This window comes from Paenibacillus sp. E194, assembly GCF_000935845.1.
In the GTDB taxonomy this organism is placed as follows: Bacteria; Bacillota; Bacilli; order Paenibacillales; family Paenibacillaceae; genus Paenibacillus_B; species Paenibacillus_B alvei_B.
Genome location: NZ_JMDX01000162.1, coordinates 1 through 13,894 on the forward strand (window position 1 = coordinate 1; position 13,894 = coordinate 13,894).

Here is a 13,894-nt window from a genome sequence, read left to right on the forward strand (position 1 = left end):
CTCAACTACAGAACGCATGGAAAAGATATTTTTGAAACCTTTTACCGGATCAATCTTCTCCAGCTTCATCTTCAGCGGCTCACCAGTAAATAAGAAGCCCACCTGCATGTAGTTGACGACGAGCGCAATAACGATTGCTGAAATAAACAACGGTGCCAATATAACCATCAGTTTAAGAAAAATGGAGCTGAAGTAGTCCAGCACATTGTTCGCCGTCACGTCCATTGTAAGCCGATTCTGCAGCACATCTTGGAACAGCTCGACGATCCGATCCTTCATAAAACCGCCGAGCATGAACAAGCAAGAGAACCCAGCCAAGAGAATGAACGCTCCTGAGAGATCCATACTTTTGGCAACTTGCCCTTTCTTACGGGTTTCTTGCCGTTTTTTCGGCGTTGCTTTCTCTGTCTTTTCTTGCGAGAACAGCTGCAAATCCAGAGGATAACGCAGTACATATGTGTGGCGATTCGACTCATCTCTGTGTACATCGTGAAGCTGCTTCATCATCTCGCCCCCTGCATCATGCGTAGCAGCTGATCGAGCGCTTCGAACAGCGTAGAGAACAATTGCTGCAGTACGTACACAAGACCTGGTACGACTAGCAGCAGCATAAGAAGACCAACAATTAGCTTAAGCGGAATACCGACGACGAAAATATTGAATTGCGGCGCCGTTCGCGCTAGAAATCCAAGTGCTACGTCCGTTAAAAATAGAGCAACGATAAGCGGTGCAGACACTTGGAAAGCAATGGTGAATGCTTCGGTGAATGACTTAACAATGAAATCTGTAATATTCCCATTTGCGATTTGAGCAAAAAAAGCATTCTCATCTAGCGGCAGCCACTTAAAACTTTGCATAATTCCGTCGATAAAGTAATGGTGACCATTCATTCCAAGAAACAATAGAACAACAAATATGTATTTAAAGTTGCCCATCACAGGCGAACTTGTCCCGGTCAACGGGTCAATGACATTGGCCATGCCGAACCCAATCTGCATATCGATGAACGAACCTGCTGTCTGCACGATAGAAAAGAACAGCTGTGCTAAATATCCGATGAGCAGGCCTATCATTATTTCCCGGACAATATAAACGATATAAGTTCCATCTGTCGGTACACTCTTACCAAGCCCAAACAATAAATAAGCGATTAAGCTGACAAAAAATGCAAGTCCGATCTTGAACCGAATCGGCACGCCTCGGGAAGAAAAGACAGGAACAGCGACAAAGAACGCCGCGATTCGACACATCGAGAGCAAAAAAACAGGGAAAGCTTGTACGAGCATTTCCATGGCTTCACTGCCTAACCGATATAATGATGCAAATTATTTAAAATATTGTGCGTAAAATCCACGAGTGTCGTTAAAATCCAGGGTCCGAACAACAGCACAACGATCATAACTGCCACAATTTTCGGTACGAACGCAAGCGTCTGCTCCTGAATTTGTGTCGTCGCTTGAAAAATGCTTATTAACAATCCGACGACCAAGGCAACTACCAACATCGGTGCGCTCACTTTAAGAACAGTGAACACAGCCTGTCCTGCCAGACCCATAATAAATTCTGCACTCATGTTCATTCCTCCCGTTCGCCATGTCTGACTCGCGTCATGTATTGAAGCTCATGAGCAGTGATTTCACTACGAGATACCAGCCATCTACGAGCACGAACAATAAAATCTTGAACGGCAGCGATATCATAACCGGAGGCAGCATCATCATCCCCATGGCCATAAGCGTACTGGCCACAACCATATCAATGACCAAGAATGGAATAAAGATCATAAATCCCATTTGGAACGCCGTCTTCAACTCACTGATCGCAAATGCAGGCACGAGTACGGTTAACGGAATATCTTCGTATGTTTTCGGTTTATCCGTTTTGGTGTATTTCATAAATAAGAGCAAATCTTTCTCACGTGTATGTGAGAACATAAACTTCTTCATCGGAACAGATGCCTTCTCGAGCGCTTGGGTCTGGTTCAACTCACCCTTTAAATACGGCTGCAGGGCTGATTGATTCACTTCGCCAATTGTCGGGGACATCACAAACAAAGTTAGAAAGAGCGCAGACCAATCAACACCTGATTGGGCGGCATCTGCTGCGTCCCTAGGGACGTCCGCACGAACCCCAGGACAACCACAATTCGTGTGAAGGAGGTCATCAGCACCAGAATTGCTGGAGCTAAGCTCAATATCGTAATAAGCAGCAATATCGAAATTGATGATGCTCCAGGTTGTCCTCCGCTGCCGACCTTAATGTCGATGTCCGGAATAATGGGAGATGCCATAGCCCAATGAGCTGACATGCTGGATACAAACAGTGCGACGGTTACAGATAGTAACAATTTTTTGTTCATGAATCCATCTACCGATCTTCTTTATTATCTTCCTTCAATAACTGCTCCACTTGCTCGCTGCGCTTCGGCATGCGCTCAAGCTTCTCATGAAACATTTCATGGAATGAGACAGACTCCGTCTCTTCTGGCTTCGTGTTACTGTCAATAGTTCGTCCATTGCGTCCAACTCGCAGACGTTGTTTCCACTCCGACCAGGATGTTGGCCATGCCGCTGTCGGCTGCTCGCGTTCAAGCGCCGCGGTAAAGCGTGCCGCTTGGGCCGGATCGGATATTTTATCGATAAGCGTAATATCTTCCCCAATGCCCAATACATAGACGACATCGCCAACTTCTACGATTTGCATCGACTTGTTTGGTCCGAGGCCGGTGCCGCCCAACGTTCGGATACTTTGGTTCATTTGCCACATTCGGTTTTTGCGGCTTAACAGCTTGATGAACAGCACGATAAGTACGATGATGACGGCAAGTGACAACAACACGGTCAATAAGCTCGATAAATATCCATCGACACCAGATGATTGCATCAGTTGACCGCTGTCAGTTTTCATACAATTAACCTAATGTCTTCTTGATTGCTTCGATTACGCGATCCGCTTGGAACGGCTTCACGATGAAGTCCTTCGCTCCTGCTTGAATCGCATCAATAACCATTGCCTGCTGTCCCATCGCGGAACACATAATGACTTTGGCATTCGGATCGGATTTGCGAATTTCTTTAAGCGCTGTAATTCCATCCATTTCCGGCATTGTAATATCCATTGTAATCAGGTCTGGTTTATGTTCTTTGTACTTTTCGATCGCCTGTGCACCGTCCGATGCTTCCGCGACAACATCATAACCATTTTTAGTTAAAATGTCGCGAATCATCATTCGCATAAACGCTGCGTCATCTACGATCAAAATACGGTTTGCCATCGTTGAGAATCCTCCCCAAATCTTATTGTAGTTTTTGAATTCGATCCCACTGATTGATAATATCTGTGACACGCACGCCGAAGTTCTCGTCGATTACAACAACTTCGCCCTTCGCGATCAGCTTGTTGTTGACAAGAATATCGACAGGCTCGCCCGCCAGCTTGTCCAGCTCGATAATGGAGCCCTGGGAAAGCTCCAAGATGTCCTTGATCTGTTTGTGTGTCCTACCTAATTCTACTGTGACTTTGAGTGGGATGTCCAACAATAAATTTAGATTAGATTCATCCGTCTGTTGGTATGGAGCCGATTGGAAACTTGCGAATTGCACTGGCTGCACGTTCACATTCCGATTCGGTGCAGTCCCATATGCTGCAGCATGATCTCCACGCATATCCATGCCAGGTGTATGCATTGGAGCCGTTGAATAAGGTTGCTGCATGGCATGTCCTCCTCCCATTGGATCATGATAGCCCTGCATTGGCGGCATATGGGATTCCATTGCCGGTTGTGCTGGTGCTGTCATCGGCGATTCATAAGCTGGCGTGACTTCAGGCTGCTTGTCGGCAACCGGAGATTCCACAGCTGCTGCAGTCATCGGTTCAGCGGAAGCAGAACCAAGCAACAGTGAAACCATATTGCGTGCAAATGGTATTGTTAATATTTGCATGATCGTGGAATCGATCAGATCACTAATCGTCAATCGGAACGATACCTTAACGAGCACATTATCTTCAGGCAATGTGTCTACGCCTGTCCCATTAGACATATCCAAGATGCCAATTCCAGGAGGAGAGATATTCACCAAGCGATTGAAGATGGTAGACATTGAAGTCGCTGAAGATCCCATCATTTGGTTCATAGCTTCTTGAACGGCACTAATATGAATTTCAGTCAAATCATGACTCGTGTTCGTGCCATCTCCGCCAAGCATCAAGTCTGCAATTACCTGAGCATCCGATGTTTTGATAACGAGTGAGTTTACACCCTCGAAGCCTTCTACGTAGCGAACGTGTACGGCCACGTGCGGCTTCGGAAACTCATTCTCCAAGTTCTCACGCTGTAGCAGCGTAATGCGAGGAGTTGTAATCTCTACTTTCTTACCAAGCAGTGTGGACAGTGCTGTTGCTGCACTGCCGAATGTGATGTTGCCAATTTCGCCCAATGCATCAACTTGAATCGGGTCCAAATACTTTTCAATGGAAGGAGTACCGGCTTCTTCGGCAGACGGTTCATCTGATGATCTCTTCAACAACGCGTCAATTTCCTCCTGTGACAAGTAGTCCTTACTCGTCATGCTCTTCCACTCCTTCATTTACAACGTGATCGATTTGTACTGAAATTCGATCCTTATACACACCAGGTGTTCCTATATATTTCTCGCGTTCGCCGACCCGGATTGATAATCCACTGTCAACCGGCTTATTCAACGCGATCACATCGCCAACCGCGAGCTGCATTAGCTCATGCACCGTAATATTGGATGTACCCAGCTCTACCGATATCGGCAGCTTCGCCTTTGTTACGCGCTGGCGTAATTTTTCAACTTCAATCGGCTCTCTTGTCTTCTTCTCTGATACGAACCAATGGTGCACAGAGAGCTTCGGCATGATCGGCTCAATGACGACATGCGGAATACACAAGTTGATCATCCCCGTCGTATCCCCGATTTTCGTGCTCAAGGAGATGAGCGCTATCGTTTCATTCGGCGATACGATCTGCATGAACTGTGGATTCGTCTCCAATGCTTCAAGTCTTGGTTCAATATCAAGGACATTTTTCCAAGCTTCTTGCAAACTGTCGAACGCACGGCTGAATATTCGCTCCATAACCGTCGTCTCAATCTCTGTTAACGCATTGATTTTCGATGGAGCCATACCCGTACCGCCCAACATGCGATCCAGCATCGCAAAGGCTACGTTAGGATTTACTTCGAGTACCATTCGCCCCTTGAACGGCTCAGCCTCGAAAATATTCAGTATCGTCATCTTCGGAATAGACCGAATAAATTCGTCATACGGCAGCTGTTCTACCTGTACGACATTGATTTGTACAAATGTCCTGAGTTGCGCAGAAAAATATGTTGTTAAATATCTGGCAAAATTCTCATGGATGCGTGTTAAGCTGCGGATATGATCCTTAGAGAATCGAACTGCCCGCTTAAAATCATAGGAGCGAATTTTACGCTGCGTCTCCTCTTTCTTCAGCTCTTCTGCATCCATCTCACCTGAGGACAACGCCGCCAACAAGGCGTCAATCTCGTTCTGTGACAGCACGTCAACCAATCGTTTCACCCCCTTACAGGAATCAACTACAACAGATGTAACCGCCCTTGTTAGAGGCGTTGCATAATGAAATCGGTCAAGTCGATTTGAATGACCTTGCCCTCTGGCAACTGCTTGTTAATTAATTCGAGCAGCTTGGAACATAACTGATCTTGTCCCTTCATGCCTTGCAGTTCTTCCGGCTTCATGTCTGCGAGCGTGCGTAAGATCAATGGTTTAATACGCATGTCTTTGATCTTGTCAAACTGCTCCTTGGTCTTCTTGCTGTCCAATTGAAATGCGAATCCTGTCAGTACGATATAGTCGTGATCTGCCAGGTTCGTCTTGATTTCATTCATACTGGACGTCATTTCTACAATTTCATCGGCAGACAGTCTAGGTACAGCAATGTTCCCAGTCGGGTTAGCTTGTTTCCCTGGTGTTGAGTTCAACATCATAATAACTACCAGTGCAATTAACGTGAGCGCTAGCAGCACCGTAATCATCCACGGCAGCATTCGTTTCATGGTTGTCCCTCCGATAATTCTGTCTTCTTCGTTCCGGCAATAATGCCTACAGAACGTATGTATTGTTCAATGCGACTAATGACTTCCTGCCCTTTCTCCAGCACAATAAACTTCTTGCCTGTCGTTAGGGTAATATACGTGTCGGGTGTCTCCTCTACAGACTCGATAAGAAGGGCGTTCACCCATACAGGCGATCCATTCAATCTCGTAACAGATATCATTCTATTCCTCCTTTCGAGCGCTGTCCGTCATCCCGCAGTCTGGGGGATTATGCCACCACAGCCTGCGGGATTTAGGAAGCAGGATTACCTAACGCTTATCGCTTCAAGTTAACAACCTCTTGCAGCACTTCATCGGAAGTTGTGATGATGCGAGAGTTCGCTTGGAAGCCGCGTTGCGCAACGATCATCTCTGTAAATTCAGAAGTCAAATCAACGTTCGACATTTCCAGCTGTCCGGAAATGATCGCGCCTGTACCTGCTTCTGGACTATTCGCTTCCGACAGTTCATCAAGAGCGCCGCCCTCAATCGCATTCGGAGTCAAGCGGTACAAGTTTCCTCCCACCTTCTCCAAGCCTTCTGGATTCGGGATCTTTGCAACTCCAATTTTGATGCCTGTTGCTTCGGTCGTACCATCATCTCTCTTTGCGATAATTTCGCCATTTTGTGCAATGGTGAAGGCAACGATCTCTTCATCCAATTGAATTCCACCACCGCCAGCGTCTAGCACTCGCAAACCATCGGAAGTTACCAATTGACGCATTGCATCGAGATGGAAATCACCAGCGCGAGTATAGAACGTCGCACCATCATCACCCATTTTTACTGCAAAGAATCCATCTCCATCAATGCGCAAATCGAGCGGACGGTTCGTCGTCATCGCACTACCGCCTGTATGCACATTGTCTATGGAAGCAACTACAGCACCAAGTCCGATCTGCTTAGCATTGACGCCCCCATACCACCATCGCCTGGTGCAGTCGTTCCTGATACCGTTTGGCTCATAATATCCTTAAAGGTTACGCGCCCAGCCTTGAAGCCTGCTGTATTTACGTTCGCAATGTTATTGCCGATTACATCCAGCTTCGTCTGAAAGCCGCGCATTCCGGATACACCAGAGTACATGGATCGAATCATTCTTTTTACCTCCGACTATTCGTTATTCCGCTCACTTCTATCGTTCCATGAGCGATGGCCTCCTTAACGGTCCAGCCATCTCATACCGTGTCCCTGCCATTTACACATTTCTCAACCTCTTCAATGTAACTGCCAATGAACATTAATTCATAAGGACGGCACTGTCTATTTGTGTAAAGATGTGATCCTGCTGAGAAGCTTCATCCAGAGCCGTGATTACCGTTCGAGAGTGAACATTCACAATGAACGCCTGCTTGTTTACAACAACCAGTGATTGCTTAGCTCCTTTGGATTCCGCCTGTGAAATAGCCTGCTTCATCTTTTGCATTAAATCCGGTGTCATGGACATCCCGCGCTCCTTCATCCGAAGTTGCGCATGGTGACTGAACCTTACATCTTCCTGCTTATGCAGCTCCTGATTGAGCAGCTGCTGGAACTGGGGGGCAGCGCTTGTCTTTCCGCTTGATGTCGCCCTTGATAAAGAACTTGTCTGTACAGGACGAATTGGCGGCAAATGCCCTAGTGAGCCTTGGATATTCATGAATTGCCGTCCACGGCTTGTTCCGGCTTGCTTGTCGCATTCCCATCCACTTGTCCGCTTGATGGCATGCGAATTTCTGCAATGTACTTCATTTCGACTTCGTCCTTGCCTACTTTGGCGTACATTTGATTGTCACGAACTAGAATGGAATCCACGATGCCCGTCTTGATTTGGGTTGTGCTTTCCTTACCGTCCGTACTTGCCGCATCTTTCTGCGCAATCCATGTAATCTCCTTGCCGATCATATTGGAGGACATTCCGAGTGTCTGCTGCATCGTGTTCATCTGCGTCGAAATGTTCATTAATTGCTCGACAGAGCTGAATTGCGCCATTTGTGCGATAAAATCACGATCTTGCATTGGCTGCATTGGATCCTGATTTTGCAATTGCGTGATCAGAATTTTAAGAAATTCATCCTTCCCAAGCTTCTTCTCTTCCACACGACCGGCCAACACCATATTGTCCTTGTGATAGTTCGGGAAAGTCACGACCTTTTGGAAGTTATTGCTCGTTACATTGTTAACTTCTCCTGGCACTTCCGCCCCTCCCTTCTCCTTGCTTGCTGCTACCAAATGTGCACCAATTATACAGATGCTGAGAAGGTCGATTGACCATGAGCACGCAGTGCTTCCTTCACCTGCTCTTCGTCCTGCTTCAGTGCTGTAGTATCTTCAATAGCTGCTGAACGCTGCTTCGATTGACGCTCCGATGATTGTTGACGATTGGCATTGGATTGCCGCTGTTCCTGGAACATCGATGAAGCCATTGACGAAGATGGCTGCTGGGCAACTTCAATCTTCTCAACTTGAATGCCCTGCGTCTGTAATGCTCCGCGAAGCATTGACATCTGCTGTTCCAGCATCTCCTTCGCTATTCCGTGCTCCGTCATAAAGCGAGCTGTCAATTGCCCGTTATGTATTGTCAAGCGAATATCGACCTGCCCCAAATGCTCAGGGTACAACGATATTTTCGCTTCTGATACTGGACCCAGCTTGCTAAAGCGTAGCTGCTTCACGATGAAGCCGGACATTTCATCCGCAAATCGATCCGCATGAACAACAGGTGTAGATTTCGTTGTATTCAATCCTTCCTGTCTCATCGCCCATTGACCTGCCAGCATGACCTGCTGCGTTGGCTGAGCTTCTGTGCTATCAATCGTAGTCGATTCTACAACCGCTCCTGCCGCAGCGGAAGTAGCTACCGGACGAAGCAGCGTGTTTAATTCAGTAAGCTTCTTCACAGCACCAAGCACTTGTCCCGCTTCTTGATCAATACCACTTGTCAATGCCGCCTGATTCGCTCCACTACCGTTAAGAAGACGCATTAGTTCTTGAGACCCATCTGCATCAGTCTCCAGCCCATCCCCCTTCGATTGAAGGGCAGCACGCAGCATATGTGCGAAGTTATTCGATTCCCCGGTGCCTTTTGGCGCATCCAAGTACGACGCTAACTGAGCCATGATATCGCGCACAGCAATGGTGATTGTCTCAGGCTGTGCAATCAGATTTTGAAATTGTACGGAATCGCCTTGCTGTCCCGGCTGCTGTTCTTGCAGCCACTGATGAGCTTGCAATAGCCATTGCTGCAGCGCAGCCATTAGAGCAGGGTCTGGATCTGCTGCAAGCTGCTCATCCAGCTGCTTCAGCGGGTCATCGAACCATTGCCCAATCGCCTCAGTCAATGATTCCTCTCCTTCTGTACCCAGTGATGCCAATATTTCATTTGCTGACATCATTGAACCGAGTGATGAGGACATCATTGCGTCTCCCTCTGCTCCAGCACCGCTCATGCACTGAGCAAGTGTAGCCCAGAAACCGGAAGCTCCCGTATCGCCTTTCGATTGAACTCCACCGAAAAACGATGCCGCATTACCAGCAGATACGTTCGTAATCGTTCCTGACATGTTATCACCTCCTTCCGTTACATACGGTTATTGGTTCGGCAATAATTTGGCAACTAACTTAGCTGTCTTCGTCTTGTCTATGTCTGTCATGGCATTAATCAATTTCGATCGTGTCGCATCGTCAACCGAGCTCAGTACTGTAAGTGCTTTGTCCGGATTTATTTTCGCAGTTTCAAGCAGGAAGCTTGCTCCGCTCTTCGGTGTCATGCTCGAGAACGTTTTACTGAGCTGCGAACGATCCAGCCCTGTTTGCGCCTCTTTACTGTTCTCATTTTTCTTGAGTCTTGCTTGCAGCGCACGAATTTCCAAATTGTCGGACGGCTTAATATCCTTCAACATCATGGATGCTTCAGCTGCCACTTTGGGATTCATCTTCTCGAGAACTTTGACCCGGTTGTCTTGTTTCATTGCATTCAGTACGAGCACAATCTCTTCCGTTGCCATATTCTCTAAGATCGGAGCTGCTTTACTCGGCATCATCTTGGCATAAACGTTCGCCAAATCCTTAATTTGACGATCATATTGCTCTTGGTTCGCTTGCTGTTCCTGATTATTGCTCTTCAGACTTTGAAGCTGGTGCTTCAACTCAGAAACTTCCCCCTCAAGACTTTTCCGTTTGTCGGCCAAGACTCGCAAATCCTGATCTTTAGAAGCAAGCAGCGCCTTTAATTCTGTAATTTGTTCAGATTGCGCCTTGGTTTCTTCCTTTTGTGCCTTTTTTTCTTCCTTCGCTTTATCCTTCGGAGCTTCCTCCGGAGTCACCCACTTGTTCACGATCGGAATCTCACTGGCAATCGACACGAGCTGGCTGCGCCAATTCGCATTAAAGAGTGTCAACAGCACACCGATTAAAATAATCGCAAAAATGATTGGTGTCACAAAGAACAAAAAACGCTCAAAACCTGAATAACTGCTTTCTTTTTCTTCTGTCATCATCTCTGACACTGCTATCCCTCCTGCTTGTGCGGCGGGTTCGAACCGGTATCCATGTTAGCGGGCGGCCATGTGATAGCGGACCGTTGCGAGCTCGTCCATCTCACTTTGCTCCCACAATGCCATCTGCCGCTTGAACTCCTCTTCTGCTTTTTCACGGGCTTTGGTCCATACCTTTTCATCCGTCATTCGTTCTGCAAGCTCACCCTGCTTGTCCTGAACATGGATTTCTGCTGACCGTACCCGTGTCCTCGCATGTTGGATTTGCTGTTCCACATGGGAGATGTACTGCTGCCAAGCTTGAACTTGAGCTGCTGGCGCACAGCTGTCCACACTATGCTGCAGCTGCTGCCTTGCTGTCTCAAATTCTCGAAGACATTCTTGCAGGCTGTTCTCTTCCGCATGCAGATGTCCAACAGCCTCTGACAGCATCCATTCCGCTTGTTTCTTCTCATTCGTCCTCAGATCCAGAACCTTCTGGAATGAATAATGAAAAGCTCGCACTGCTCATTCAACTCCCTGGAAATTGCATCATTAATTGTTCCACCGTATCCTCATAGGAAGCTTCCTCTTCAATGCGCTGCTTCGTAAAGGTTTCGATCTGCTCGATATAGGCAATCGCTTCATCGATGGCAGGATTGCTGCCTTGCTGATAAGCGCCGATGTTAATCAAATCTTCCGATTCACGGTAGACTGCCAGCAACCGCTTCAACTGCTCTGCTGACAATTGGTGATCCTTCGGCACAATATCCTTCATAACCCGACTAACGCTGGCCAATATATCAATTGCAGGAAAATGTCCCTTATTGGCGATGTTTCGGTTCAATACAATGTGTCCGTCCAGTATCCCCCGAACCGCATCGGCAATTGGTTCGTTCATATCGTCACCATCTACTAAAACCGTATAGAACGCGGTAATTGAACCGCTTGTTCCCGTTCCTGAACGCTCCAGCAGCTTCGGTAAGCTTGCAAACACGGAAGGCGTATAACCGCGTGTCGCCGGAGGTTCCCCAACTGCAAGTCCAACCTCACGCATTGCCATTGCATAACGAGTAACTGAATCCATCATCAGCATCACATTCATACCACGATCTCGGAAATACTCCGCTATCGTTGTTGCAATAAGCGCGCCCTTAATCCGAACGAGCGCAGGCTGATCCGATGTTGCAACAATAACAACCGAACGAGCAAGCCCTTCGGGCCCTAAATCCCGTTCGATAAATTCGAGCACCTCGCGTCCGCGTTCCCCGATTAGGGCGATGACGTTTACATCGGCATCTGTATTGCGTGCGATCATGCCGAGAAGTGTACTCTTCCCGACACCTGATCCGGCAAAAATACCAACCCGCTGCCCGTTCCCAATCGTTAGCAAACCATCAATTGCCCTTACTCCTACTCCAATCGGTTCGCTTACACGCTGACGCTTAAGCGGGTTGGACGGGATATTATTTGTCGAATACTGCGACATTCGTGTCGGTAAGAAAGATCCGTCGAGCGGTCTTCCTAACCCGTCTAACACCTTGCCAAGCAGTTCTGAGCCAACCGATACACTCAATGGCTTTCCTGTGCCTACAACATCACAGCCAGGGCCAATGGATTGCAGCTCGCCAAGCGGCATTAGAAGCACCTTATTGTCACGGAAGCCTACCACTTCCGCCATCAGCGGCTCGCAGCCCTTCGTTGGGTAGATATAACATACTTCTCCAACACTTGCATCCGGCCCCTCAGATTCAACCATCAGCCCGATTACTTGCGTTACCTTACCATTAACACGAACTGGATCTATTTGTCGTAAATGATCCATATATTTATTCGCATTCCATTTGTAATTAAGCGCCATCGTCTATACGCTCCTCTTGCTGAATCGCCACCTGCAGAAGTGCCTTCTTGATTTCAGACAACTGTGTGTCTATGCGGGCGTCGATGCTTCCAAGGGATGACCGTACAACACACCCTCCATCGTTCACGCTTGTATCTGGAATAATCTCCAATTCTGCTTGAGAGTCTATTGCAAACCCAAGCTCCTCACGTGCTGCATGGACGAAGGAGAACTGCTCCGGCGACACACACAGTGTAATTGTGCCGCTCTCACGCTTGCGGGCAAGTGTTCTTCGAGCGATTTCGAGTATAATGTCCGGATCAACCGTAAGCTGCTGCTTAATGACCTTCTCAGCAACGGCACAGCTAAGCGTAACGACGAAAGGCTCCGCCTCCTGGAGGATTTGCTCTTTGGCCTGATACGCTTGCTGCAAAACGGCTTGAGCTTCAGTAATCTTGCGCTCATATGCCTGCTGTATTTCCTGCTCCGCTTGTGCCATCCCTTGCTGATAGCCTTCGTCATATCCTTGCTGCTTCAATGACTCGACAAGCTGCTCATCTTGATCTCTTCGCTCTGTCCACCAGGCATCGATCTGTTCACGAGTTTCGCTTAACATCGTCTCAGCCTCGTCTGCTGCATTGCGTACATGCTCTTCAGCGAACGATTCTGCATCATCGAGAATAGATTGCCGCAAGCTTGCAAGCTGCTCATCCTTATTCAAGACATGTTCCGCAGTCAACGGCTCAGCTTGTTCTTCTACCGGTGCTGCGTTCTGTCCGAGATGGCGGCGCACCGCCTCCAGCATTCTCAGCTGCTCGACAGGAACATACTGGGTTGATTTGATGACATTAGACAACGATATCATCTCCTCCGCCACGAGCGATGATCACTTCACCCGCTTCTTCTAAGCGACGGATAGTCGACACGATTCGAGTCTGTGCTTCTTCCACATCACGAAGCCGTACAGGCCCCATAAATTCCATTTCTTCCTTGAATGTATCCGCCATCCGCTTGGACATATTCCGGAATATCGACTCGCGTACCTCTTCGCTTGCAACTTTGAGTGCCAGCTGCAAATCGCTGTTGTCGATGTCGCGGATAATGCGTTGAATCGAACGGTTGTCGATATTGACGATATCCTCGAATACGAACATTCTCTTTTTGATTTCTTCGGCCAATTCCGGATCCTGAATTTCGAGAGAATCCAGAATCGTCCGCTCTGTTCCTCGATCGACACCATTCAATATATTGACGATCGATTCGATGCCGCCTGCGCTTGTGTAATCTTGGGTAACCGTCGACGAAAGCTTCTGTTCAAGCACCTGCTCCACCTGATTAATGACTTCCGGTGAAGTGCTGTCCATCAGCGCAACTCTTCTGGCCACCTCAGCCTGCTTCTCAGGAGGAAGCGAGGATAGGATGACCGAAGCTTGTTCGGTCTGCAAATAAGAGAGAACCAGCGCAATCGTTTGAACATTCTCGTTCTGTATAAAGTTGAA

The 13,894-nt window shown here is 47.7% G+C and carries 17 protein-coding genes and 2 pseudogenes; all 19 read right to left on the reverse strand.

The genetic code is table 11. From position 1 onward, the window contains the following. The coding region (locus AZ66_RS19865; protein ID WP_044356435.1) for an EscU/YscU/HrcU family type III secretion system export apparatus switch protein at positions 1-504 on the reverse strand (504 nt) is incomplete at its 3' end. Beyond that, positions 504-1,292, reverse strand: a complete 789-nt coding sequence (fliR, locus tag AZ66_RS19870) for a flagellar biosynthetic protein FliR (protein WP_021262453.1) — start codon at positions 1,290-1,292, stop codon at positions 504-506. The genes fliR and AZ66_RS19865, both read right to left, overlap by 1 nt. A gap of 11 nt (positions 1,293-1,303) precedes the next feature. Then, the gene (gene fliQ / locus AZ66_RS19875) at positions 1,304-1,573 is read right to left on the reverse strand and encodes a flagellar biosynthesis protein FliQ (RefSeq protein ID WP_021262454.1); all 270 of its coding nucleotides are present in this window, start codon (positions 1,571-1,573) and stop codon (positions 1,304-1,306) included. 34 nt (positions 1,574-1,607) lie between these two features. Then, positions 1,608-2,359, reverse strand: a pseudogene (gene fliP / locus AZ66_RS19880) (flagellar type III secretion system pore protein FliP). An 8-nt stretch (positions 2,360-2,367) separates the two neighbouring features. Continuing rightward, on the reverse strand, positions 2,368-2,907 hold the full coding sequence (locus tag AZ66_RS19885) for a flagellar biosynthetic protein FliO (protein ID WP_021256543.1): 540 nt from the start codon (positions 2,905-2,907) through the stop codon (positions 2,368-2,370). A 4-nt stretch (positions 2,908-2,911) separates the two neighbouring features. Continuing rightward, positions 2,912-3,274 carry a response regulator gene (locus AZ66_RS19890; protein ID WP_005550576.1) on the reverse strand — a complete coding sequence of 121 codons (363 nt, stop codon included), beginning with the start codon at positions 3,272-3,274 and terminating at the stop codon, positions 2,912-2,914. A gap of 22 nt (positions 3,275-3,296) precedes the next feature. Next, positions 3,297-4,568, reverse strand: coding sequence for a flagellar motor switch phosphatase FliY (gene fliY / locus AZ66_RS19895; RefSeq protein WP_044356436.1), 1,272 nt, complete (start codon positions 4,566-4,568; stop codon positions 3,297-3,299). Then, positions 4,558-5,556, reverse strand: a complete 999-nt coding sequence (fliM, locus tag AZ66_RS19900) for a flagellar motor switch protein FliM (RefSeq protein ID WP_044356437.1) — start codon at positions 5,554-5,556, stop codon at positions 4,558-4,560. The genes fliY and fliM overlap by 11 nt, the downstream gene beginning before the upstream one ends. A gap of 50 nt (positions 5,557-5,606) precedes the next feature. Continuing rightward, entirely contained in the window at positions 5,607-6,062 is a 456-nt protein-coding gene (locus AZ66_RS19905) for a flagellar basal body-associated FliL family protein (protein WP_021262458.1), read from the reverse strand. Then, positions 6,059-6,283: a flagellar FlbD family protein gene (locus tag AZ66_RS19910; RefSeq protein WP_021262459.1), complete on the reverse strand. Its 225-nt coding sequence runs from the start codon at positions 6,281-6,283 to the stop codon at positions 6,059-6,061. The genes AZ66_RS19905 and AZ66_RS19910 overlap by 4 nt, the downstream gene beginning before the upstream one ends. A 95-nt stretch (positions 6,284-6,378) precedes the next feature. Continuing rightward, positions 6,379-7,199, reverse strand: a pseudogene (gene flgG, locus AZ66_RS19915) (flagellar basal body rod protein FlgG). A 142-nt stretch (positions 7,200-7,341) separates the two neighbouring features. Then, positions 7,342-7,740 carry a TIGR02530 family flagellar biosynthesis protein gene (locus AZ66_RS19920; protein ID WP_021262461.1) on the reverse strand — a complete coding sequence of 133 codons (399 nt, stop codon included), beginning with the start codon at positions 7,738-7,740 and terminating at the stop codon, positions 7,342-7,344. Further along, positions 7,737-8,276, reverse strand: coding sequence for a flagellar hook capping FlgD N-terminal domain-containing protein (locus AZ66_RS19925; RefSeq protein WP_052648687.1), 540 nt, complete (start codon positions 8,274-8,276; stop codon positions 7,737-7,739). Before AZ66_RS19925 ends, AZ66_RS19920 begins: the two co-directional genes overlap by 4 nt. A 47-nt stretch (positions 8,277-8,323) precedes the next feature. Then, complete coding sequence (locus tag AZ66_RS19930; RefSeq protein WP_021262463.1) at positions 8,324-9,643, reverse strand: flagellar hook-length control protein FliK; 1,320 nt, start codon at positions 9,641-9,643, stop codon at positions 8,324-8,326. Positions 9,644-9,670: 27 nt separating this feature from the next. Next, positions 9,671-10,579: a MotE family protein gene (locus tag AZ66_RS19935; RefSeq protein ID WP_231586959.1), complete on the reverse strand. Its 909-nt coding sequence runs from the start codon at positions 10,577-10,579 to the stop codon at positions 9,671-9,673. Positions 10,580-10,633: 54 nt separating this feature from the next. Then, complete coding sequence (gene fliJ, locus AZ66_RS19940) at positions 10,634-11,080, reverse strand: flagellar export protein FliJ (protein ID WP_021262465.1); 447 nt, start codon at positions 11,078-11,080, stop codon at positions 10,634-10,636. Positions 11,081-11,087: 7 nt separating this feature from the next. Beyond that, the gene (fliI, locus tag AZ66_RS19945) at positions 11,088-12,416 is read right to left on the reverse strand and encodes a flagellar protein export ATPase FliI (protein WP_021256554.1); all 1,329 of its coding nucleotides are present in this window, start codon (positions 12,414-12,416) and stop codon (positions 11,088-11,090) included. Next, positions 12,406-13,251 carry a FliH/SctL family protein gene (locus AZ66_RS19950; protein ID WP_021262466.1) on the reverse strand — a complete coding sequence of 282 codons (846 nt, stop codon included), beginning with the start codon at positions 13,249-13,251 and terminating at the stop codon, positions 12,406-12,408. Before AZ66_RS19950 ends, fliI begins: the two co-directional genes overlap by 11 nt. Further along, positions 13,244-13,894, reverse strand: a 651-nt coding sequence (gene fliG / locus AZ66_RS19955; RefSeq protein ID WP_044356439.1) for a flagellar motor switch protein FliG, incomplete at its 5' end; no start/stop codon positions are given. The genes AZ66_RS19950 and fliG, both read right to left, overlap by 8 nt.